Origin of the sequence: Alteromonas lipotrueae (assembly GCF_019249215.1) — a bacterium.
Lineage (GTDB): Bacteria > Pseudomonadota > Gammaproteobacteria > Enterobacterales > Alteromonadaceae > Alteromonas > Alteromonas lipotrueae.
Genome location: NZ_JAESDI010000006.1, coordinates 45,026 through 66,959, shown reverse-complemented (window position 1 = coordinate 66,959; position 21,934 = coordinate 45,026). Strand labels below are relative to the sequence as shown.

The following is a 21,934-nucleotide window of genomic DNA, read 5'->3' as shown; positions in this document are numbered from 1 at the left end:
TCGGTGAGCGCACAAACTCAAAGCCCAGACAGCATCTACACGCAGCAAGTTAAACAATTAATAAACATGGTATACCCGCAAGAGGTTGGCTATGGTTCAGTCTTTGAAGATGCAAAACATTTTTTTTCTTTAACCCCTGAGCTGGAAGCGCACGTTGAAGAATTAAAGGCGCAGTTAAAAAAAGCGAAAGCTTCAGCAAAGAAAGAAGTACTGATAGATCAACTCAAAAAGCAAATTAAAAACTCTAGCCAAAAGCTCGAAGAGGAACGCCTTGCGCGGCTTGCTCGCATTGATGAAGTGAGCAATAAGCTTATTAAGCTATGCGAGGGAGATAGCTGGCAAGAAACCCAGCAGCTAAGTGCAAAATTTCTTGGCACCTTAATGTTACTCACTCAAGGCCCTGAGGGTAAGTTTGCCCGCATTCACCAGCGCTTTAAGCCTCTTTATAAAGCTGTATTGGTACTAAGGCTTACCGATAAATTACTTAAACACGATACCATTGCGCACAAGTACCTTTCAAAATATCGTGACGCAATTTCTCGGATGCGGGGTAACCGCTATTGGCGTGAAAAGTGGCGTGTAGAATTAGGCCGTCCACTAATTACTGCCTCTTTGTTACAAGATGTAGGTTTACAAAGCCCAGGTGCATTAACGATATTACGTGGCGCAAACAACAATCTAGATGAATTCCGATTACTTGAAGAGTCTCAGCGAAAAGACTTGTTGAAGCTAAACTATCAATTCACCATGAAATACCTGGTTGAAGGTTTAGGCATTCCTGCCTATGTGGGGAACGTGAAAGAAGAACGTGACCGATTTGTGCAAACCCACAATGAAGCCAATGATTTTGTTAGCCAGTTGGTAAAAGATGCCTTTGTTTGTAAAACTGGCTTAGGTGAGCTGATTAAAATACCGCAAATTTATGCGTCTGTTATTTTTTCAACAAAAGCTGATTACAGCCGAAAAAATTTACCTAAAGGCTATTTACTTATTGAGCAGCTATCAAAAAAAGGGGCCTTAAATAAAAAGCTAGCAGAGGACTTTGTTGATTTGGTCGGTTACTTCCCGCAAGGCTTCGGTGTTACTTTCATTCCCGTAAATGAAAACGGCCAAGAAAAAGACCAATATGAATGTGCGGTGGTGGTGGGATTAAATCCAACTAAACCCGCTGAGCCAATCTGCAAAGTGACCACGCGCAATCAAAAGCATATTAGCAGTGGTCATATCGAAGTTATTGAGAAAAGCAGAAACCTCTACTTCCCCGCTAGCAGAAAAAAATTAATGAATGTGGATCAAGCCCGCTTGAAAGAAATCATGAGCCAGCTTTCCAGTAATTTCACCCCAGACGCGATAGATGATTTGCTTCCCAGCTTTTGGGAGCCTTACGACTACTTCAGTTTTAAGAAGCACCAAAGTCTGTGGAGCAAAACGAGTTAGCCCTATGGCTAAACGTTAAAATCAACCATCCGCTGCTGCTAAAAGCGTGAACAAGCTACAAGAAGAGAGTGTCTACCCTCTTCTTTCTTGTTGCGCTTAGGGTGTAACTTTCTACCGATACCGCATTGGCAAAAGTCATTACCTACCCTACCAAACACTGCCTTCGCTATCCGCTTTTTGAGCTCTATCTTTACAGTACCATATCAGCATTGTCTTAACTTCAGGTTTAAGAGTCGCTATCGGTCTTGCTGTCGCCAGAAGCTTTGGTCGCCGTTGATGTACTGCTCGATGTTGCAGGCTTGGTTACTGTGGGTTTAGCTTCTGAAGTCTTAGCCGCTGTAGTTTTTGCCGCTGCTGGCTTCGAAGCTGTAGCAGCAGTAGTGGTTGATTTAACCGTGGTAGGTGCTTTTTTAGCTGTAGTAGCTTTATTGGTCGTCCCACTCGCTTTAGTTGCCGCAGCTGTTGTTTTGATGGCAGGTTTTGAGGCGGTTTTAGGTGTCGCTTTTGGAGCGGCCTTGACGGTCGACTTTGGTGCCGCTTTCGCAGGAGCTTTGGCTTTCTCAGCTGCACGCTTCGCGGCAAGTAACGCCACTTGCTCTACCAATAAATCAACTTTAGCAGAGAGTAGCTCTATCTGATACTCTCTTTCAACTCGTGCTTTTCCACCTGAAAGTAAGCTAAAAAGTGGCGTCGACATCACTAACTGTTGTGCGCTATCAACTAATGATACTGGATTGAATCGACGCTTCAACTCACCTTCAACTTCAGCGCCCTTGCGCTGCATAGCCTCAATTGAAGAGTGAGTATCGTCAATTTTTTTACTGACTGTAGTCGCCGTACTTTCAAGTTGCGCTGATATTAAATCAGAACCTGCTGTAAGCCATCCAAATAAGGGTGATGATTTGTGATTCTTAGGCATGTAACCTCCCGCTTCGAAAACGAATAGGGCAAGGTAGTTTACACTAGCATTGGCACTAGCATTTGCGCTAATCCCTTTGTAAGTACTAGTACTATAAGCAACTACCTTGCTGAAAAATAGCAACAATGCATCTGATGTGCTATTTATTCGCCGCTAGCTTTGCTACGGCTTCCGTTAACGCGTCAATTTTTGCTGAAAGCTCTTCAATACGATGATCTGCAGGGTCGGTATCTAGGCCCAATTTTTTTCGTACATCTGCTACACGGTTTTCAACATCATTGGTGGTCGACTTAAACTTACTACGCGCATCGTCTTCCAGCGTTTCACCCTTGGTCACTAAGTCATCAAACATTTTGTTCGCGTCTTCACTTAGCTTTTCGTAACGACCTTGCGCTTCTTCTACGCTTTTTCCGTACGCGCCAAGCCCTGCTAGCCAAATTTTGCGAGCCATGTCTTCTGCTTCGTTAATTTTACCTTTAATGGTATCAGTGGTTGTCATCGTCAGCTCCTGTGAATGTTCGATTACAGAGTCACTATACAAAGTACAATTAGAAACCGCATACTAATAAAAAAACAAAACCATAATAAGTTTACACTTGGGAATGGAACCCAATCATATTCCCTTCTGTATCAGTGGCTAACGCAATAAACCCATATTCACCAATCGCCATTTTTTCTTTTTCAAGAACGCCTCCTGCGCCAACTACCCTACCCGCTTCATCAGCACAGTTCTCACATGCAAAGTACACTAAGGTGCTGTTTTTACCTACTGGGGCGCCCTCCATATGAACTAATGCACCACTGGCGCCATAGTTTTCCATATCAGAGGGGAACGTCATCATACTGAATGCGCCTTGGGATTTATCTGCTGAGGGATCTTCCAGTGCTTCTAAGGAAACCTTCAGCACGCTTTCGTAGAAAGCCTGCGCGCGAGGCATATCTTCAACATAAATTTCAAACCAACCAACGGGATTACTGTTCATAGCATGTTTCCTTTTAGTATTAACAAATGCTAAATGTAAAAACAGGCAAATGCTAAAGCACTTGCCTGTTCGTTATGTCAGTAAAACATAGTGATGCTAGCTTAATTCTCGACCGCTAGATTTCTATACCTGCCAGGTAAAACACGAATGCATATTCTAGCGCTGTTGACTCAAAACGTTTGAACCGACCAGATGCACCACCATGACCTGCTTCCATATCTGTTTGAAACAACAACAAATGATCATTCGTTTTGTAGTCTCGTAGTTTCGCAACCCATTTCATCGGCTCAAAGTATTGCACTTGTGAGTCGTGAAGCCCTGTTGTCACTAACATGTGAGGGTAATCTTGGGCACTCACTTGATCGTACGGTGAATAAGATAAAATATAGTCGAATTCATCTTTATTCGCAGGGTTACCCCACTCTGTATATTCCCCGGTGGTTAAAGGAATGGTGTCGTCACTCATGGTAGTAACAACATCCACGAACGGAACATGCGCAGAAATCCCTAAATAAAGTTCAGGTGCCATATTCGCAATCGCGCCCATTAACAAACCACCCGCACTGCCGCCCATCGCGAACACACGATTAGGATCGGCATATTGCTTTTCAATCAAGCCTTTTGATACGTCGATAAAGTCGGTAAATGTATTAATTTTGCTGTGCATCTTACCGTCTTCATACCACTGTCGGCCTAACATTTGGCCGCCCCGAATATGGGCAATCGCCACCACAAAGCCTCTATCTACTAGCGATAACCAACTACTTCTAAATGTGGGCTCAATCGTGGCACCGTAAGAACCATACGCATACTGATACAGTGGATTAGTGCCATCTTTGTTAAACATATCGTTACGATAAACCAACGAAACGGGAATACTTGCCCCATCTTGCGCTTTAATCATGACACGTTCAGAGGTATAAGCCGCTGAAGAAAATGTGTCAGAGACCTTAGTTTGTTTAAGAACCGCTTTATCAAAGGTGTTTAAATCGATATCTACAATGCTTGCGGGCGTAGTTAACGAACTATAATAAATACGTAAGGTATTGGTATCTTGCTGAGTGTTGCCGGTAAAGTAAGCGCCGTAAATAGGGTCATCAGTAGGTATTACTGTGGCTTTATCAGTGTTTAAATTGTGCGCAACCAGGCGTAAAACACCATCTTGCTTTTCTTTTACAACCAAAAAGTCACCCAGCACTTCAATATCTTGAATGAATACGTCAGGGTTATGGCTAATCACCTCTTCCCATTTGGACATGTCATCGGTTGCAGAAGCTGGCGCTTTCATGACTCGAAAGTTAGTTGCTGCATTGTTAGTCAGAACAAAGTAACTATCACCCGACTTTTCAATGCTGTATTCCTCATCTTCTCTAATGGGCAAAAATGGGACTGGCGCCTTAGTGGGCTGATTCGCATCAATTAAGGTCACCGCACTTTTGTCTGTGTGGCTATGATGAATGTAAATCATGTCATCATCTTTGCTTTTACTAATGTAGGTATAAAACGTAGGGTCAGTTTCTTCAAACACTAGCGTGTCGTCTTCTTGGGGTGTGCCAAGCACATGACGATAAACCTGAAAGCCTAGTAAGGTTTGCAGATCTTTTTTCACATAGAAAAGGTGTTTATTGTCGTTAGCCCACTCTACTGCACCAGAGGTACCTGTCAGTTGGTCAGACAGCAACTCACCCGTGGCTAAATTTTTCACAAAAATGGTATAAACTCGGCGGCTCAATGTATCTTCAGAGTACGCGAGTAAGTTATTGTCGGTGCTTACTGAGTAGTCGCCAATATTATAGTAATCATGACCTTCGGCCATCACATTCATATTCAGTAATACCTGTTCCTCTGCATCCATCGATGGTTTACGCAGATAAATAGGGTATTCATTTTCCCCAGAGTATTCGGTGAAGTACCAATAATCATTCTTTAAATAAGGAACCGTTGTGTCATCTTTCTCTATTCGGGCAATCAGTTCTTCATAGAGTGTTTCTCTGTTAGCTTTTAATGGCGCCATAACAGATTCTAAATACGCATTTTCTTTTTCTAAGTGTGCCAACACTTTTTCATCTTCTCGACTATCATCTCGCATCCAGTAATAGTCATCATTGCGAACGACACCGTGAGCCGTTAACTCATGAGGAATTTTCTGTGCAACCGGTGCTGGAATATCAGTAATCAATTTAACGCCTTGCTGTTTTTCTAATTTTGTTTGTGAGGATTGTTCCACGCTAGTGCTGTTATCGCTGCACGCCCCTAGCGAGAGACTCGCCGTCAACGTCATAAACGATGCTATCCATAAAGATTTCATGATAGTTCCTTTTCCGGGAGATGATATGTGACAAAACTTAACCCCAAAGTATAGGTAATTTCTAACGTTAATATAGGGTTAAAAAGCACTAATGCGACCAAACTTAGTTCTAAATAGTTACAAGCTGTGTCTTAAAACAAAAAAACGCCCTGAATAGGACGTTTTTAATAATACGCTAATAACTACGGTTTTAGCTTGAGGGTGAATTCGCTTCCCCCTACTGCCATTGTGCTAATCCACGATATCTTTAGGCATGCTGTCTCGTACTTGCTGCCATACTTTGCCACTTTCGATACCATAATCTCTTACCACTACAGGTACCTTGTCGTGTCTTTCGTTTTCTGCCGCATCGAGCAATTTCGCGTAATAAGCTTTAGCCACGTCTCGCGCTTGTTGATGATCGAAGTAGAACCCACCAATACGCGAGTACATACCTCTAAAACCATTCATCATTAACACGAACACATTATTGTTTGATGCCAATGCTAAATCATGGGTCATTTGGTAATCGAATTGCGCAAAAGCAGCACCGTCTTCTTCCACGTTTTTATAACGCGCAATAATCTCGGCTGACGCTTTGGGATTGTGACGAATTGCACCTCGGATAAACACAGCACTTAAATTAGTACGCGCGGCTAAAAGGTTGTCCACTAATTCAGGAATACCTTCTTGATCAAGGCGAGCCAAGGTTTCTAGAATGTTCAAGCCACAGCTTTCCCAAAAGTTATTCACTTTTGTAGGTTTACCATGTTGAATGGTTAACCAACCGTCACGCGCCAAACGTTGTAAAACTTCACGCAAGGTTGTGCGTGTTACACCAATAAGTTCTGAAAGCTCTCTTTCGGCAGGCAAAATTGTACCCGGCGGGAAGCGTCCACTCCAAATCGATTCAACAATATATTCTTCGGCAAATCCAGCGGGACTCTGCGCCTTATAAATCATAACTATTCGCCTGCACGTTATTGTTATTCTGCGACTGATTGTACCAGATGCGCTTTTATTATCACAATGAAAAATCCCATGCCAACAACATTTGTTAACAATTCATTAAAATAACCCTAAAACCTTTGCGTTAATGGTTTTTTATCACGCAAAAGCAGACTTCCTCAACGCAATAAACTACATTGTTAGGTTGATTATCAACCTAACTTGAGTATTTCCGCTAACTTTCCTTTTATGGGGTCTGTGAATTGCTTTCTCAAGGTTGTAATATCATGTACGCTTAATTTCGGACTATTATAATGAAAGCAGCAAAACTGCCCGATTATCGATAACTTGCAATCACTTGCCCTCGATGAAAGTCAGTTTATGTTTGCAATAACCAGAAATTCAAAACGTAAAGACGCACGTTAGCGCCTTTGTTGTAAAAGGAATAGGAACTCATGCAAACCTCAATGATCTCGGCGGTCTATAGTAACTTTCTGGGACACGCACCAAATTGGTATAAGCAAACCATAATCGCCTTTCTCATTATAAACCCAGTATTGTTTATGGTTGACCCCTACTTGGCGGGTTGGACATTAGTGATCCAATTTATTTTTACGCTCGCAATGGCGCTCAAATGCTATCCATTGCAGCCAGGTGGTTTACTATTGATTGAGGCCATGTTCATTGGGATGACAACCCCCGGACACATGATGCACGAAATCGAGGTTAACCTTGAAGTGTTGTTGCTTCTGGTCTTCATGGTTGCCGGTATCTACTTTATGAAAGACCTGCTTATGTTTTTATTCACCAAGTTAGTGATTGGGGTTAAAAACAAAATGGTCTTGTCACTATCGTTTATCTTTGCATCAGCCTTTTTATCGGCGTTTCTTGATGCGCTAACCGTGGTTGCTGTAATCATCAGTGTGGGTTTAGGTTTCTATTCTATTTACCATAAAGTGGCTTCAGGCAAGGAATTCCACTCAGATCATGACCATACAAGTGACGACGGAGTAGATTCGCTAGGCAGCAATGACCTAGAAAATTTCCGTGCCTTCCTTCGTAATCTAATGATGCACTCTGCGGTAGGTACCGCACTGGGCGGCGTGATGACTATGGTAGGTGAACCGCAAAACCTTATTATTGCTGATAAGGCCGGCTGGGATTTCGTCGAATTCTTTATCCGTATGGCCCCTGTTAGCTTACCTGTTTTCGTATTCGGCTTATTAACCACCATGGTTTTAGAGAAAACAGGTTGGTTTACGTATGGTGCAAAACTACCCAATTCAGTGAGAAAAATCCTTACCGATTACAGCGAACATATGGATAAAAGCCGCAGTAAACGTGAAACGGCTAAGCTAGTGGTTCAAGCCTTGATTGGCGTATGGTTAGTAGTAGGCTTGGCTACACACATGGCGTCAGTAGGGTTAATCGGTCTTTCTGTTATTGTGTTAGCAACCTCAATGAGCGGTATTATTGAAGAACATGCCTTAGGTAAAGCGTTTGAAGAAGCCCTTCCGTTTACCGCATTGCTTTGCATATTCTTTGGCGTGGTAGCAGTGATTATAGACCAAGGCTTATTCCAACCGGTTATTCATTGGGTACTAAGCTTTGAAGGTGAAACTCAGATGGTGATGTTTTACCTCGCCAATGGTGTGCTATCTATGGTGAGTGACAACGTATTTGTAGGCTCCGTGTATATCACAGAAGTTACTGCAGCCCTGCAAGCTGGCCAAATTACCCGTGACCAGTACGATATGCTAGCCGTTGCGATTAACACAGGAACTAACTTGCCAAGTGTTGCTACGCCTAACGGTCAAGCTGCATTCTTATTCATGCTAACCTCGGCTATTGCGCCTTTACTACGTTTGTCTTACGGCCGCATGGTGATGATGGCGTTACCATACACCATTGTGCTAACCATTGTGGGCTTGGTGGCTACCTATGTAGGCTTAGCCGATGCAACTCAATGGTTGTATGACATGCACTTAATCGAACATCATACCGCAACAGAAGCTGTTAGCGGTATTGTTTCACACTAGGAATTAGACATGCGTTCAGTAGTACATCGCATTAGTCACTGGGCAGAGCACAAGTCTTCATGGCTTGTGCTTTTCGCCACATCTCTGGGGCTAGAACTAGCCGCACTTTATTTTCAATATGGTATGGGCCTTAAGCCCTGCATCATGTGCATTTACCAACGTACTGCTATGTACGGCATTGTACTGTCAGCACTTTTTGTATTGATTAAAAATAACGGCCTTACTCGTATGGTCGGTTTTGCCGGTTGGGCAGTATCTGCTGGCTGGGGCTTTTTAGTCGCCAAAGAACATATTGGTATTTTAAATGCACCAAACCCTTTTTTCGCCAGCTGCGAAATAGTGCCTAACTTTCCATCATGGCTGCAATTGCATGAGTGGATACCTGCCATTTTTGCCGCCGAGGGTGATTGCTTGGAGGACAGTTGGCAGTTTCTTTCAATGGGAATGGCTGAATGGATGCAGATTATCTTTGCCGCTTACTTTGCGGTTTTTGCTATTGTGTTTGCATGCCGATTGCTGGATAAGAAGCCCTTTTGATAGACCTTTCTATCTTGCCGTCTAGGCTCCCTCCAATCCACACAGAACAGGGGCCGGTGACAATACAGCGCATAGCCCCTAAACATATTGAAGCCTTGTGTGAGGCTTCACAGCAATCTATTCACCATGTAAAACCCTGGCTTGGTGCTGCACTGTGCCCAGTTACTCCCGCCTTGGCGAAACAATGTATTCAATCGATGGAAGCCGCACGCGAGTCAGGCTATGGCTTAACCTACTTGCTTATGCACGATGAGCGCTGTTTGGGCATGGGAATTATCAACTATATCCACCACACCCATTTAACCGCGAATTTGGGTTATTGGCTTCGTTCAGACTCATGTGGAAAAGGCCTAGCAACGGCCATTTGTGAGGCGTTAAAGAAATTAGCCTTTAATCAAATGAATTTACACCGACTGGAATGCCTAATTGAACCTAACAACAAAGCCAGTTTGCGCGTAGCCGAGAGAATTGGTGCTGAAAAAGAAGGACTTTGCCGCAAACGCATTTTTGGACGAGATGCGCTACTTTACAGTATTATCGCTTAATCTAAATCTTCCAATGGCCAAATGGCAATATAATCTTCGAAGGTGTCTAAATCTACATCGGTTTCAAACACCGTTTTGTTTCGAACAGACATGCCATTTTTGTGCATCACATGTTTCTTGCCCTTATTTAATAGTGGATGCCAAGACGGCAAACCTCGCCCTTCATGCAGACGGCGATAAGCGCAGCTAGTTGGCATAAAGAAAATATCTTTTAGGTTCGCTTTAGTTAACTGAACGCAGTCTGGCACAAGTTCAGTTCGCTTCGCATATTGGGTACATTCACAACTTTTTGTATTTAGCAGCGAACAGACAATATTCGTGTAATGAATTTGCTCATTGGCATTGATGTAATCCGTCGGCGCTTGCGCTTCCTCGTTTTCATCATCAATAAACTTGTGTAAGCAACACTTTGCACAGCCATCGCATAATGACTCCCATTCCTTCTGGCTCATTTCTTCAAGGGTTTTGGTTTCCCAAAAAGGGGCAGTCATTAGCGTACAACCTTTGTATTAACAGTAATTTTATCGTGTAAGATGGCTTCGATAGTGTCACCCGCAAGCAATGGCCCTACCCCGCTCGGGGTGCCGGTTAGCACCACATCACCCGCATCAAGGGTAAAAGTGTGCGACATGTGGGCAATTAACGGCACTATTTTGTGCAGCATCATTGCAGTATGCCCTGATTGACGCACTTCACCGTTTATACTTAACGTGAAATGTAAATCTTGTAAGTCAGTGATGGTATCGATTGGAACAAAGCCTGACACTGGGCAACTTAAATCGAAGGACTTTGCGCGTTCCCAGGGTTGGCCTTGCGCCTTAAGCTCGCGCTGAACATCACGCAAGGTTAAATCTAAACCAAGACCAATACCCCAAATGGCCGCTAACACTTCATCTTCTGTTGCTTTAGACACCGTGTGCTTTAGCAGCACAGCAACTTCTAGTTCGTTATGGCATTCACCTTGGTCGGTAGGAATACTGAGCGGTTTGCCCATGTCGCACAACGCCGCTTTGGGTTTTAAAAACAACAGGGGTGAGGCTGAAACTACAGATTTCATTTCTTCAATATGATCAAGATAGTTGCGACCAATACACGCCACTTTACCTGTGGGCAATGCAATGGGATTGCCCTGAAGTTCTAAATGTTGATACATATTAATACCCTCGCTTTATACGTTCTGAAAGGTAACCTACCGACACACCAAAGTAACTAGAGCGGTTCCATTTCATCAAGGTATGAAAATTATTATAAACAAGATAAACACGCCCTTCGCTGCCATCAGGCATAATAAGAGAAGCCGGAATATCAGCGTTTGGCAAATCGCTACCGTCGAAACGTCTAACGCCAGCTTGTTGCCAATCGGCTAAAGGCTTATAAAGACTTTTTGAAAGGCCGAACTCTTTTATAGGCTGAGTTAAAGATACCTGCCTACCCCACGTGCCGTTATTATCCCACCCTTCTGATGATAGGTAGTTTGCAATAGAAGCAAAAACATCGGCTTCCGTTTGCCATATATCTTTTCTGCCATCACCATCGTAATCTACCGCGTAGTTTAAAAAGGAGATTGGCATAAATTGGCTTTGCCCCATGGCACCAGCCCAAGAACCTTTCAACGCATCAACGCTGGTATGCCCTTCGTCAAGGATAGTCAGCGCGGCAAAAAGGTTGTCTTTAAACAGTTTTTCTCGGCGGCCTTCGTACGCGAGTGACGCCAAGGCAGACAGCACACTGTAATTACCCTGAATACGTCCAAAATTCGATTCATTACCCCACAGCGCAACAATAAAGCGAGGTTGAACCTGAAACTTCTGCCCTATCTCTTCAAGCAGTGACTTGTGCTTGTTGTACATTTCAACCGCTTGTTGCACTTTCCAGTCAGGCACACGACTGGCTAAGTAACTATCAAGGGTAATTTTCTTTTCAGGTTGATTTTTATCAGACTTGATAACCGTTGGGCGGAAACTAATATCATTAAAAGCGTCGTTAAGTAATGATTCATCAAAGCCCTTTTGCTGGGCTTCGGCTTTTAACGCTGTTACGTACTCGGCAAACCCTTGTGCTGTTTTGTCTTCGGCTTGGGCAAAAGCAATGCTTGCCACAACCCCCGCTACTGCAAGTAGCGATGCAGTTAACCATTTAGCCATGCTTAAAACTTTTTATCTGGTGTAGCTTGCAAACCCAAAGACGTGCGATGGGCCATCAATAAGTCGTCTTCTTTAGGTGGCATTTGAAGGTAAAAACCTTTCTCTTCAAGCTCATTTACAAGCTTTTGCTTATCCACCCCGGCTAGTTTCTCGTGCTTATCTAACGATAACACCGTAACTAACTCTGGCTTGCCAAACTTCTCTTTTAGTATTTCAGGTACATCATCAAATTGGTCTTTATTAGGCACATATAAATACATGCCTAGGTGTTTTCGTGATTTATAAATCGCGCACAACATCATTTCGTAAACTCTTCAACGTTAGAGACTAGGATTTTTACCTAGTAACTTTTCTAAATGGGGTTCAAATAGCGGCGCTCTCCAACCAGATAATACATCTGGCTTAAGGCCTAGCACTCGGGTTTCGTCACTGTCGAACCAGTACCATTTTAACACCTGGTTCAATTGTTTTTTAGACGCTATAACTTCAGGCGACACATTATTTTCGCTGGCAATTTTATCGCTCACGGCTTTTAGTGATGCTAATGTTTGCTTGTAGCTTGCAACGTCAATTAAGCGACTTACTTTAGGTAACCTCTGTGGCTCAGAAGTAGCGGCATATTTATCTCGAGCTTCGCTTATTAGCGTAATTATAGTCTCACCGTAGCGCCTAATCGATTGTGGGTTCACACCGTGAAGTTGAGACAGACCCGATTTGCTTGAAGGCATTAGACGCGCAGCTTCATAAAGATGTATTTCCTTAAATACAAAATTCAATGCCATGTCTTTTTTACGGGCAGTGGCGAGTCGCCATGCGGCAAGTGCTTGTAGTACGGTAAGCTGCTCTTTTGATAAACGCCAGTTGTTTTTAATCTGCATATACGCAAATTCTTCCGGCATTTGACTGCGCTTTTTATCTGCTAACTGGGCTATTTCTTGATATACCCAATCTAACTTTCCGGCTTCATTTATTTTTTCTACTAAATGTTCGTAGCAAGGTAATAAATACAGTACATCGTTGGCCGCATAGCTAAGCTGTGCTTCCCTTAAAGGGCGTGCTATCCAGTCGGTACGAGATTCGCCTTTATCTAGGCTAACATCGCACAACAACTCCACCAGCTTTGCGTATCCTAGGGATGCTCCCAAGCCTAAAATACTCGCCGCAAATTGACTATCGAATACGGGTGTTGGTACGGAGTTAAAAGCGGTCAGGAAAGTCTCAAGATCTTCTGAGCACGAGTGTAGAACTTTTACCACACTGGTATTTTCCATTAAGGCAACAAAGGGCGAGAGATCATCAATCGCAAGCGGATCGATAAGTACTAACTGATGCCCATCATATAACTGGATTAAACCAAGATGAGGTGACAGCGTTCTAGTGCGAACAAATTCAGTGTCTAGCGCTACCGCTTTTTGTTGCTGGGCAAGGTTGCACACACTATCGAGTCTTTCAAAGGTGGTTACTAATTCATATTGCATAATAATAAAAAGCCGGCTTACGCCGGCTCTACAGTTTTCCTAATTCACTTACCGAATTAATCTCGTAGTTCCCGACGCAGAATTTTACCTACATTGGTTTTAGGTAGATCTTCTTTGAAGACTACCTGCTTAGGCACTTTATAGCCTGTTAAGTGTTCTCTACAGTGCGCAATAACCGCTTCAGCAGTGAGCGAATCGTTGTTGCGAACAACAAACAACTTCACCACTTCACCACTGGCTTCATTTGGCACACCAACCGCTGCTGACTCAACAATGTTGTCATGCATAGCAGCCACTTCTTCAATTTCGTTTGGAAACACATTGAATCCAGAGACGAGGATCATATCCTTTTTACGGTCAACAATATAGAAATAACCTTCATCGTCTACCGTGGCGATGTCTCCGGTGGCAAGCCAGCCATCTTTAAGAATTTCGTCGGTGGCTTCTGGGCGGTTTAAATACCCTTTCATCACCTGCGGGCCTTTCACCCAAAGCTCACCTGGTTCGCCTTTTTCTACCTCGTTACCATCATCATCAAGAAGTTTAATGTCGGTAGAAGGTACTGGCATACCAATGGCGCCTTTGTAAGCGTCAATTTGTGGTGGGTTTACCGTTACAACAGGTGAACATTCCGTAAGGCCATAGCCTTCAAGAAGTACGGTACCGGTAACCTTTTCCCACTTTTCAGCAACAGGGCGCTGAACGGCCATGCCGCCGCCTAAACCAAACTTGAAGTTCTTAAAATCAAGTTCGCTAAACCCTGGTGTGTTTAACAAACCGTTAAACAAGGTATTTACACCCGGAAGAATAGTGAATGGGTATTTGCTCAGTTCGTTTACAAACCCAGGCATATCTCGTGGGTTAGTAATCAGTAAGTTTTGGCAACCGTATTTAAGGAACATCAGGCAGTTCGCAAGCAATGCGAATATATGATAAAGCGGCAACGCAGTTACCACAAAGTCTTCGCCTTCTTCTATTACCGTTTCTAAAATGCCAGAAACCTGCTCAAGATTCGCAATCATATTGCGATGCGTCAACATGGCGCCTTTAGACACACCAGTTGTTCCACCTGTGTACTGCAAGAAGGCCAGTTCATCGTTGGTTAAATTGGGGCGTGTGTAGGTTAAAGATTGCCCTTTCTTTATCGCGCTGGTGAATGACGTGGTAGCAGGCAAATTAAAAGCCGGTACCATTTTTTTCACGTACTTCACTACCGCATTCACTACCCAACGTTTAGGTATAGGCAACATATCGCCTAGCGAAGTAAGAAACACTTCTTGAATATTTGTTTCACTAATCACTTCTTCAAGAGTGCACGCAAAGTTTTCAACAATAACAATTGCCTTTGCATTCGCATCGTTTAATTGATGCTTCAACTCTCTTGCGGTATACAGCGGGTTTACATTAACCACAACCATACCAGCACGAAGTACACCAAACATAGCTACAGGATACTGTAGTAAGTTCGGCATCATGATTGCCACGGCATCACCACGCTTCAACCCACTATTTTGTAAGTAAGCAGCATACTGTGCAGATAATTTGTCGAGTTCGCCAAAGGTCATCGACTGACCCATGTTGATAAACGCAACTTTGTCTTTAAACTTTTTTACTGATTGTTCGAATATATCGACAACGGATGCGTAACGATCTGCATCAATTTCTGCAGATACACGAGGATCGTAAAACTTGAGCCAGGTTTTTTCCACCAAAACCTCCTTCACTTATTTTTAACACAAAGGCGCGTGTTGTCTCACGCGCGTTTGAGCAACTGGTCTAATAACTTGCGAATAGTATAGGAAGTGTAAAAAAAAATAAACTATACAGTTTACATTTGCTCAACAAACTGACGGATTAGCACGCCAACTTCATCAGTTTTTTCCATGTGAATATGATGACCGCCTGTTAATTGCTCAAACCGAGCATTTTTAAACCAAGACTGCCTTTTGTCATAAACACTGTCCAAGGTTTTAAAGCTACTTGACGCACCAACGAAAAGTATAGGACAAACTATCGCACTCATGATGTTTTCTGCCTGTTCTTCGGTTAAACGAAGCACAGATTTAGTGCGAAGACGCGGATCGCTCGACCAAAAACAATGGCCACCGGCATCTTGCGTAAGATTCCTTTCTAGAATTGCGCGCGCATGCTCAGCTGGAATATCAGAGACTTTGCAGCGGGCTTTCACTGCATCTTCTAAATTAACCAAGGTTAACTTATTGCGCTGTTTTTTCTTGCGGCTAAGAATGGCGTCCCGCATTTGCTGTTGGCTAGTATTCGCCGCTAACGTTAAGGGGCCACACGCATCAAGGCTTATCACACCTTTCACTTTTTCAGGAAATAGCCCCGCATATAATGTTGCCAAAATGCCGCCCATAGAGTGCCCCAACAGTATAACCTGTTCCCACCCTTGATCTTCTATCAATGCATGCAAGTCTTGTAAATAATCAGCTTGATTATAGTGCATGCCTATCGGTCGGTGCGATGAACGGCCATGCCCAGCAAGATCAAGCGCAATAAAGCGTTGAGATTGCAAATACGGAGCAAGTAATCGTAGGCTTTCTGCGTTATCTAAATACCCATGCAGCCCTATTACTACGGTTCCAGCACCTTGGTTTTCTAGCGCGGCTAAGTGTAAATTTCCTGCTGTAAATTCAGTTTCTATCATGTTGCTCCCTTACACAATATGGCGGCAATATATTGCCGACACAGAACAAAATACTGCCAGATAAAAAAATAGGGAGGCAAAATCCTGCCTCCCTAGTAAATACATATTTTTATTTAAATACGATTATCTTTACGAAAATTTTCATCTGGTAGTCTACCTATTTCGATTTATCCTTGCGCATTTTGTCATGCGGGCCTGAAATAGTGTTAACGTTAGATTGCGTCTTTATAGGTTTAGGACTAGACGGAGAATTATCGTAGCGAGTTACCCGAACTCTTCTATAACTTGGATAACCCCAGGGTCTGTGTCGCATAAACGGTGAATACCAACCAGTACCATAATCAAAATAATACATGTTCACGTCGTAAACCTCTTGTTTACGCCACATGTGGTAGTCATCAGCCAATATTGTAGGATATATGTATGGTTGTTCACCTACCATGCCTGATGTGGGCGGTACCAATTTACCAACAAACGTGGCCGAACGACCTTCTTCAAAAACAATGGGATCAACAAAACCGTCTATTTGCACTTTAAAGCGCCCAACCGTTTCGCCACTACTGTTAGGCTTGCCATAGTTGTTTAGTGGAAAATGAACAAGTTCGATGAATGTTTTGTTTGGCTTATTTTCGACCCCAACAATAACACCGCCCCACCGCGCCATTTTACCTTGTGCGTTGGCGCCAGAGGTAACGGCTTTGGAATAAGAAACTAGCTCAGTACCTTCAGGCACCTCTACGCTTTCTGGCACAATCGCACACCCTGCGAAAAGTACCACACTTACTATCACTAACATTCTAACCAGCATGAAGCCTCCTTTTGGCCGCCTAAGCACTTTTAACCTGGAGCTGAAACTAAGCGCCGAGAAAATATATAGTACTACAAATAGTAACGAATCGAACCACATTGCGCTGAGTAACGGTGTAAGGCTGTTAACCCGCACATTCACTCGAGACAATCATTAAAAAATACCATTACCGATGGAATACATTGACTTAAAAGTTAGCATTGATACATAACAAATGCCATAAAGAACATTGATTTAAAAGATTATCAATCTTTAGACGGGATTTTTGACAAAAAGTTTAGTTAGGTTTTATAACGCTTAGTGGGAAGACGTTAAATGAAGGCAATACTGCGCCAGAAATGCACTGATTTAATGTGAATACTAGGCATAAATATCTACCCCAAACATGCTTTGTACAGACTCACGTTCTTGCTGCTTTTCAAAGCTGGTATACGACGCGATGGCTTGTTGAGAATAGCCCGCACTATCTTCACGTACAAAACGTTGATAAGCCTGTGCATTGTCGGTGCCTTGCGCATCTGGGGCCACCACAATATGGTTGTTCTGCTGCTTCCCCTCACTATTGCTCTGCTGCTGCGCATCTTTATTAACTTTAGCGACGCGCCCTTGCGAAGGCTCTGATTGATGTGATGAAGGTATCGAAAAATTGTTAGTTATATGCATACCAAAACGTGTCAGTCTTTTAAATTAAACCAATTAATATATGTAGTGAGACGACTACATCGAATTTCAATGTCGCAACAGCCATCTTCTGAGCGATACAAGGTTCAATGTTGTTCGCTACGTTGCAATCTATGCTTCAAGAAGCCTATGTTGCAAGAAGCGACTGCAAAAATCGCGCCCAGTTACTGCACGCTTCCTTATTTAATCGTGAGCCATGCAGGATAAGACATAGTTAACGGCAGAGAATGTGGTTTAAACGTATATCAGCCTGAGGGCTTCCCCCCTTATTCGCGGCCCGGTAACTTTTTCCATGTTACTTTGTCTCGTAGATAAACAGGTTTTACCTCACTGGCCACTTGTACATCGCCTTTGTTCGCGAGTTGTTCAGCAAGTGGAAGCATGTAAACCGCATCAGGAAATTCAATAGACACTTCATGGTCTTCAGACAGCAATGCTTTAAGTGCCGGATAGGCCTGCCAGCCTGTACCAACAGGCTCAAACTCACCAATAGCCTCACCTTGATTGGCTGCTATGGCTTCATTGATAAGCTCTACAGCAGCTTCAGGGGGGCACACCTGCTCTGCAATCACCTCACTCAATAATCCGTTGCCGGACTTATACATGGCAAAATACACTTCGCCCATGCGGGCATCGGTAGCACACACTACCCAAGTAGCCTGTTTACTTATTACCGCTTGCTGTGCCATCGCCGCAAGGGTGCTTACGCCGGCCACTTTTAATCCACTACCTAGTGATAAACCTTGAATCATGCCGGTAGCAATGCGCACGCCGGTAAAGCTGCCTGGGCCTCGCCCAAACGCTAGTAGATCTAAATCGGCCAGAACAAGCCCTGCATCTTTTAACACTTCATCCAACATAGGCAGTAAACGCTGGCTATGTTGCTGTGGGCAAATTTCGAAACGTGAAACAACAGCGTCACCGGTATTTAGTGCTACTGAACAGGCTTCTGTTGCCGTGTCTATGGCTAAAATTTTCATTCTTTACTCTTCATCAATTCTTGCAAGGAAAGACTCTACTTCGTCTAAACTTCGGGTTCTGCGCATATTCGGCAAGCTACCTATAAAAGTTTTCGCATAGGGTTTAGTCACTAATCGGTTATCGCAAATAACCAGTACGCCTTTATCGGTAGGGTCGCGAATTAATCGCCCTGCACCTTGCTTTAAGGCAATCACAGCTTGGGGTATTTGAATAACACCAAACGGGTTTGCGCCGCGCTTTTTAACATCGTCCATTCGGGCTTGTAACAGTGGGTCATCTGGTGATGCGAATGGCAGTTTATCTATCATGACGCACACCAAATCATTCCCTCGTACATCTACCCCTTCCCAAAAAGCGCCCGTGCCCATTAACACGGCTTTTTCGTCAGCCAAGTACGCATCTAATAACGCCTGCTTAGTTGTTGTGCCTTGTACTAATAGCGGGTTATCAATTTCATCTTCTAGCTTACCAGCTATTTCACGCAACATGGCATGACTGGTAAATAACAAAAAGCACCGGCCTTTACTGGCTTTAATCAACCTTTTTGCCGTATTCAACAACGTTTCTCGCATAGAAAAACTGTTCGGCTCGGGTAAATACCGAGGTACACACAACATGGCTTGTTCAGGGTAGTTAAAGGGGCTATCTAAGCCTAGCGTTCTTGAGTCTTCTAACCCCATTCTGCGCTGAAAATGTTCAAAGCCGCCGTTAACCATTAAGGTCGCCGAGGTAAATACCCACCCGCGAGGCGGCGATGCCACAAAACGGCGGAACTTAGCTGCAATAGACAACGGCGTTAAATGCATAATTAAATGGCGCGTCGTGGTTTCATACCACAAGCTCACATTTTCTTGTTTCTCATCGCTTAACGAGTCAAGTTGTTCCCTAACGGACACTATTCTTTCATAAAGATTATCTAAATCTTTGTCGCGACCAATATGCAGCTTACACACTTCATGTAGTACCCCTAGCGCTTCTGCTAGTTTACCCACTTCTAAGCGCACATCGTCACGCATCAAGGCTTCGGCCCAGTTTCCTCGCTGAGTTGTATCAGGGAAAAGCAGGCGTAAATCTGCAGCAATCATGCGGCATTTGTCGGCAGCTTTGTCTAACTGTGCCGCGTCTTTCAATACGGTTCTAAAAATAAGGGTAATATCTTTGGCTAAATCTTGAATTTGGCGCGTGGAAAGCGATTCACCAAAGTAGTCTGCGGCAATATCGGGTATTTGATGGGCTTCATCAAATATAATGGCGTCAGCTTCTGGAATAAGCTCACCGAACCCCGTATCTTTTAATGCCATGTCAGCGAAAAATAAGTGATGATTCACCACAATAATGTCGGCATCTAACGCCTTACGCCGTGCCTTAACCAAATAACACTCTTCATAATCGGGGCAGTCCCGACCAAGGCAATTGTCAACGGTAGACGTCACTAATGGCAACACCCGAGCATCTTCAGGTAAGCTTTTCAGCTCGCCCATATCGCCAGTTTTAGTAGTGGTAGACCATAGTTTCACTTCAGATAGCTGCCCTAACACCTCTTTTTCCACTAACGTGGAGTTACCGCCATGTTGTTCTAGTCGGTGCAGGCAAAGGTAATTAGCACGGCCTTTTAACAACGCCGTTTTGCGCCTGTTGCCAAGGGCTTTTTTCACTAAAGGCAAATCGCGATGAAATAACTGTTCTTGCAGGTTTTTCGTTCCCGTCGACACTATCGCTTTGCCTCCAGCCAACAGTGCTGGCGCAAGATAAGCGAAGGTCTTCCCCGTACCGGTCCCGGCTTCAACCACTAGGGAGCCGGTTTCATCAATGGCTTCTTTTACCGCCTGCGCCATTTCTGTTTGCGCTTCACGGGGAACAAAGCCATTGATGGTCTTAGCAAGTAAACCCGTGGAAGAAAAGATGTCATCGATAGTTGGCATAGTGTACTTAACGTAAAAGTGAAGATTTGGCCGCTAGGCCACAAAGCGGTGCATTATGCCAAAGTTTTTCGAAAAATGGTTAGTAATCACAAAAATTCCATACCGAATGACAGATTTCATTTAACACTGACCTTTACTCATAGCTGCTTGCTGTTCTATATAAGCTCAGTCATATAAGCTCAGCCATACTTGCCAATTAATAAGAGCTAATCCATACCTGATAGCCCCACGGGTCAATTTGAACGGCCTTATCAATATGCAAGTGTTCAGTTTCGCTTTTACTCTCGTGGTGGGAAGAACTTGAATCGAGCGTGCACTTATAATAATGACCATTAAGAATAGGGTCATTAAACGTGACGTTGCCTAAAGTGTCTGAAAAATTGATGATCACTAACACTTTATTGTGTTCATCCATTCTCACAAAGCTGAATACCTGTGACATAGCGTTACTTGGCACCTGAATCATACGTGAACCAAATTCACCATTGCCCAAGGCAGGAATAGATTTTTTTATCTTAATGAGCGCTTTATACAAATCACCAATGCTATGAGGTTGCCATTCAATGGGATCACGTTCGAAAAACGCTAACCGCTTTGTTTCCCCGGCTTCTTGGCCATTATGAATGAGCGGCATACCTTCGCCTAACACCGACAATACAATGGCGCCTTTTAACGCATCGCCAAATTGCTCTGCCTGAGTACCATCCCACGCATTTTTATCGTGGTTACTCACAAACGTCATTCGATAAGCACTGTGCGGCCACGCCCGTTCATTCCATGAATAATATTTTCTCAGTCTATCAAGAGAACATCGCCCATGAGCGAGCTCATGCATGGTTTCATTCCAGCTCCATGCATAAGTCATGTTAAAAGCGGTTTCGTGTAAATCGCGATTTTCCCACTCTGCCAACATAAATACGGGTTTTATGGCATCTAAGGCAACACGCGCTTGATGCCAAAAATCGTTCGGCACATACCCCGCTACATCACATCGAAAACCATCAATATCAAAGCGTTCTACCCAATAGCGCATGGCATTAATCATATAATCACGTAGCGCAGGTTCGTCGTAATCAAACTCGATAATATCTGACCAATCCCACCAAGGAGACGGGCGAAACTCACCGTGGTGATCTCTGGCATACCAGTGAGGATGAGTATCCACTAGAGGATTGTCCCAAGCGCTATGATTAGGCACCCAGTCTAGGATAACTTTTAAATTCCGGTTGTGCGCTTCTTGCACCAACTCTTGAAAGTCGTCTGCATTGCCAAACTCAGGGTTAATACCCAAATAGTCTTTAACCGCGTACGGGCTACCAAGTTCACCTTTTCGATTTTTTTCACCTATTGGGTGAATAGGCATAAGCCAAAGAATATCAGCACCTAAATCACAAATATGATTTAAGCGTTTCGTCACCTCTTTGAATGTACCAGATACAGAAAACTGGCGAGTGTTCACCTGATAGATAACGGCATGTTTCGACCATTCGGGCTGCTTTACACGATAAATTTTCTTGGGAGTTGTCTGAATTGTCATCCATGCATCCTTTTTTGCCA

The 21,934-nt window shown here is 43.6% G+C and carries 21 protein-coding genes; 4 read left to right on the top strand and 17 right to left on the bottom strand.

Annotation, left to right across the window (positions count from 1 at the left end):
• The first annotated feature begins 3 nt into the window (after positions 1-3).
• The gene (locus JKP82_RS08165) at positions 4-1,437 is read left to right on the top strand and encodes a hypothetical protein (protein ID WP_159531900.1); all 1,434 of its coding nucleotides are present in this window, start codon (positions 4-6) and stop codon (positions 1,435-1,437) included.
• A gap of 226 nt (positions 1,438-1,663) precedes the next feature.
• Here JKP82_RS08165 and JKP82_RS08160 read toward each other — a convergent pair whose 3' ends face one another.
• The 5 genes from JKP82_RS08160 to fadR all read right to left on the bottom strand — a co-directional run bounded on the left by JKP82_RS08160 (position 1,664) and on the right by fadR (position 6,589).
• Positions 1,664-2,356, bottom strand: coding sequence for a hypothetical protein (locus JKP82_RS08160; protein ID WP_159531902.1), 693 nt, complete (start codon positions 2,354-2,356; stop codon positions 1,664-1,666).
• 139 nt (positions 2,357-2,495) lie between these two features.
• On the bottom strand, positions 2,496-2,855 hold the full coding sequence (locus JKP82_RS08155) for a phasin-related domain-containing protein (RefSeq protein WP_057790879.1): 360 nt from the start codon (positions 2,853-2,855) through the stop codon (positions 2,496-2,498).
• Positions 2,856-2,946: 91 nt separating this feature from the next.
• Positions 2,947-3,339 carry a VOC family protein gene (locus JKP82_RS08150; protein WP_159531904.1) on the bottom strand — a complete coding sequence of 131 codons (393 nt, stop codon included), beginning with the start codon at positions 3,337-3,339 and terminating at the stop codon, positions 2,947-2,949.
• 115 nt (positions 3,340-3,454) lie between these two features.
• Positions 3,455-5,647, bottom strand: coding sequence for a S9 family peptidase (locus JKP82_RS08145; RefSeq protein ID WP_232370644.1), 2,193 nt, complete (start codon positions 5,645-5,647; stop codon positions 3,455-3,457).
• A gap of 231 nt (positions 5,648-5,878) precedes the next feature.
• Positions 5,879-6,589 (bottom strand): fatty acid metabolism transcriptional regulator FadR, encoded by a 711-nt coding sequence (gene fadR / locus JKP82_RS08140; protein WP_159531906.1) that lies wholly within the window; start codon positions 6,587-6,589, stop codon positions 5,879-5,881.
• Positions 6,590-7,029: 440 nt separating this feature from the next.
• Here fadR and nhaB point away from each other — a divergent pair, with 440 nt between their 5' ends.
• From nhaB to JKP82_RS08125, 3 genes are read left to right on the top strand one after another with little or no spacing between them, the layout of a single operon-like run.
• Positions 7,030-8,613 (top strand): sodium/proton antiporter NhaB, encoded by a 1,584-nt coding sequence (gene nhaB / locus JKP82_RS08135; RefSeq protein ID WP_218396597.1) that lies wholly within the window; start codon positions 7,030-7,032, stop codon positions 8,611-8,613.
• A 9-nt stretch (positions 8,614-8,622) separates the two neighbouring features.
• Complete coding sequence (gene dsbB, locus JKP82_RS08130) at positions 8,623-9,150, top strand: disulfide bond formation protein DsbB (RefSeq protein ID WP_159531910.1); 528 nt, start codon at positions 8,623-8,625, stop codon at positions 9,148-9,150.
• Positions 9,147-9,695 (top strand): GNAT family N-acetyltransferase, encoded by a 549-nt coding sequence (locus JKP82_RS08125; protein ID WP_159531912.1) that lies wholly within the window; start codon positions 9,147-9,149, stop codon positions 9,693-9,695. The genes dsbB and JKP82_RS08125 overlap by 4 nt, the downstream gene beginning before the upstream one ends.
• On the opposite strand, the gene JKP82_RS08120 is transcribed toward JKP82_RS08125, so the two are convergent.
• From JKP82_RS08120 to JKP82_RS08065, 12 genes are all read right to left on the bottom strand, one after another.
• Positions 9,692-10,186: a YcgN family cysteine cluster protein gene (locus JKP82_RS08120; protein WP_218396595.1), complete on the bottom strand. Its 495-nt coding sequence runs from the start codon at positions 10,184-10,186 to the stop codon at positions 9,692-9,694. The two genes, JKP82_RS08125 and JKP82_RS08120, sit on opposite strands and share 4 nt — an antisense overlap.
• Positions 10,186-10,848 carry a fumarylacetoacetate hydrolase family protein gene (locus tag JKP82_RS08115; RefSeq protein ID WP_218396594.1) on the bottom strand — a complete coding sequence of 221 codons (663 nt, stop codon included), beginning with the start codon at positions 10,846-10,848 and terminating at the stop codon, positions 10,186-10,188. Before JKP82_RS08115 ends, JKP82_RS08120 begins: the two co-directional genes overlap by 1 nt.
• Before the next feature lies 1 nt (position 10,849).
• On the bottom strand, positions 10,850-11,839 hold the full coding sequence (locus tag JKP82_RS08110; RefSeq protein ID WP_159531917.1) for a lytic murein transglycosylase: 990 nt from the start codon (positions 11,837-11,839) through the stop codon (positions 10,850-10,852).
• Between the two features lie 2 nt (positions 11,840-11,841).
• The gene (locus JKP82_RS08105) at positions 11,842-12,138 is read right to left on the bottom strand and encodes a YcgL domain-containing protein (RefSeq protein WP_159534603.1); all 297 of its coding nucleotides are present in this window, start codon (positions 12,136-12,138) and stop codon (positions 11,842-11,844) included.
• 21 nt (positions 12,139-12,159) lie between these two features.
• The gene (gene rnd / locus JKP82_RS08100; RefSeq protein ID WP_159531919.1) at positions 12,160-13,317 is read right to left on the bottom strand and encodes a ribonuclease D; all 1,158 of its coding nucleotides are present in this window, start codon (positions 13,315-13,317) and stop codon (positions 12,160-12,162) included.
• Between the two features lie 56 nt (positions 13,318-13,373).
• Complete coding sequence (gene fadD / locus JKP82_RS08095) at positions 13,374-15,026, bottom strand: long-chain-fatty-acid--CoA ligase FadD (RefSeq protein ID WP_159531921.1); 1,653 nt, start codon at positions 15,024-15,026, stop codon at positions 13,374-13,376.
• A gap of 119 nt (positions 15,027-15,145) precedes the next feature.
• Positions 15,146-15,985 carry an alpha/beta fold hydrolase gene (locus JKP82_RS08090; protein ID WP_218396592.1) on the bottom strand — a complete coding sequence of 280 codons (840 nt, stop codon included), beginning with the start codon at positions 15,983-15,985 and terminating at the stop codon, positions 15,146-15,148.
• Positions 15,986-16,142: 157 nt separating this feature from the next.
• Entirely contained in the window at positions 16,143-16,793 is a 651-nt protein-coding gene (locus JKP82_RS08085) for a Slp family lipoprotein (RefSeq protein WP_232370645.1), read from the bottom strand.
• Positions 16,794-17,153: 360 nt separating this feature from the next.
• Positions 17,154-17,456: a hypothetical protein gene (locus tag JKP82_RS08080; protein WP_159531925.1), complete on the bottom strand. Its 303-nt coding sequence runs from the start codon at positions 17,454-17,456 to the stop codon at positions 17,154-17,156.
• Positions 17,457-17,740: 284 nt separating this feature from the next.
• The gene (gene tsaB / locus JKP82_RS08075) at positions 17,741-18,454 is read right to left on the bottom strand and encodes a tRNA (adenosine(37)-N6)-threonylcarbamoyltransferase complex dimerization subunit type 1 TsaB (RefSeq protein ID WP_159531927.1); all 714 of its coding nucleotides are present in this window, start codon (positions 18,452-18,454) and stop codon (positions 17,741-17,743) included.
• 3 nt (positions 18,455-18,457) lie between these two features.
• Entirely contained in the window at positions 18,458-20,377 is a 1,920-nt protein-coding gene (gene yoaA, locus JKP82_RS08070; RefSeq protein WP_218396590.1) for a DNA repair helicase YoaA, read from the bottom strand.
• Positions 20,378-20,573: 196 nt separating this feature from the next.
• Positions 20,574-21,914 (bottom strand): alpha-amylase family glycosyl hydrolase, encoded by a 1,341-nt coding sequence (locus tag JKP82_RS08065; protein ID WP_159531931.1) that lies wholly within the window; start codon positions 21,912-21,914, stop codon positions 20,574-20,576.
• Positions 21,915-21,934 lie beyond the last annotated feature (20 nt).

Excerpts from the sequence above, each read along its gene's own strand:
- JKP82_RS08145 (WP_232370644.1), bottom strand. The coding sequence starts at position 5,647 with ATGAAATCTTTATGGATAGCATCGTTTATGACGTTGACGGCGAGTCTC.
- JKP82_RS08150 (WP_159531904.1), bottom strand. The coding sequence starts at position 3,339 with ATGAACAGTAATCCCGTTGGTTGGTTTGAAATTTATGTTGAAGATATG.
- JKP82_RS08160 (WP_159531902.1), bottom strand. The coding sequence starts at position 2,356 with ATGCCTAAGAATCACAAATCATCACCCTTATTTGGATGGCTTACAGCA.
- JKP82_RS08105 (WP_159534603.1), bottom strand. The coding sequence starts at position 12,138 with ATGTTGTGCGCGATTTATAAATCACGAAAACACCTAGGCATGTATTTA.
- JKP82_RS08155 (WP_057790879.1), bottom strand. The coding sequence starts at position 2,855 with ATGACAACCACTGATACCATTAAAGGTAAAATTAACGAAGCAGAAGAC.
- fadR (WP_159531906.1), bottom strand. The coding sequence starts at position 6,589 with ATGATTTATAAGGCGCAGAGTCCCGCTGGATTTGCCGAAGAATATATT.
- JKP82_RS08085 (WP_232370645.1), bottom strand. The coding sequence starts at position 16,793 with ATGCTGGTTAGAATGTTAGTGATAGTAAGTGTGGTACTTTTCGCAGGG.
- JKP82_RS08065 (WP_159531931.1), bottom strand. The coding sequence starts at position 21,914 with ATGACAATTCAGACAACTCCCAAGAAAATTTATCGTGTAAAGCAGCCC.
- JKP82_RS08110 (WP_159531917.1), bottom strand. The coding sequence starts at position 11,839 with ATGGCTAAATGGTTAACTGCATCGCTACTTGCAGTAGCGGGGGTTGTG.
- nhaB (WP_218396597.1), top strand. The coding sequence starts at position 7,030 with ATGCAAACCTCAATGATCTCGGCGGTCTATAGTAACTTTCTGGGACAC.
- dsbB (WP_159531910.1), top strand. The coding sequence starts at position 8,623 with ATGCGTTCAGTAGTACATCGCATTAGTCACTGGGCAGAGCACAAGTCT.
- JKP82_RS08120 (WP_218396595.1), bottom strand. The coding sequence starts at position 10,186 with ATGACTGCCCCTTTTTGGGAAACCAAAACCCTTGAAGAAATGAGCCAG.
- JKP82_RS08090 (WP_218396592.1), bottom strand. The coding sequence starts at position 15,985 with ATGATAGAAACTGAATTTACAGCAGGAAATTTACACTTAGCCGCGCTA.
- yoaA (WP_218396590.1), bottom strand. The coding sequence starts at position 20,377 with ATGCCAACTATCGATGACATCTTTTCTTCCACGGGTTTACTTGCTAAG.
- JKP82_RS08115 (WP_218396594.1), bottom strand. The coding sequence starts at position 10,848 with ATGTATCAACATTTAGAACTTCAGGGCAATCCCATTGCATTGCCCACA.
- rnd (WP_159531919.1), bottom strand. The coding sequence starts at position 13,317 with ATGCAATATGAATTAGTAACCACCTTTGAAAGACTCGATAGTGTGTGC.
- tsaB (WP_159531927.1), bottom strand. The coding sequence starts at position 18,454 with ATGAAAATTTTAGCCATAGACACGGCAACAGAAGCCTGTTCAGTAGCA.
- JKP82_RS08080 (WP_159531925.1), bottom strand. The coding sequence starts at position 17,456 with ATGCATATAACTAACAATTTTTCGATACCTTCATCACATCAATCAGAG.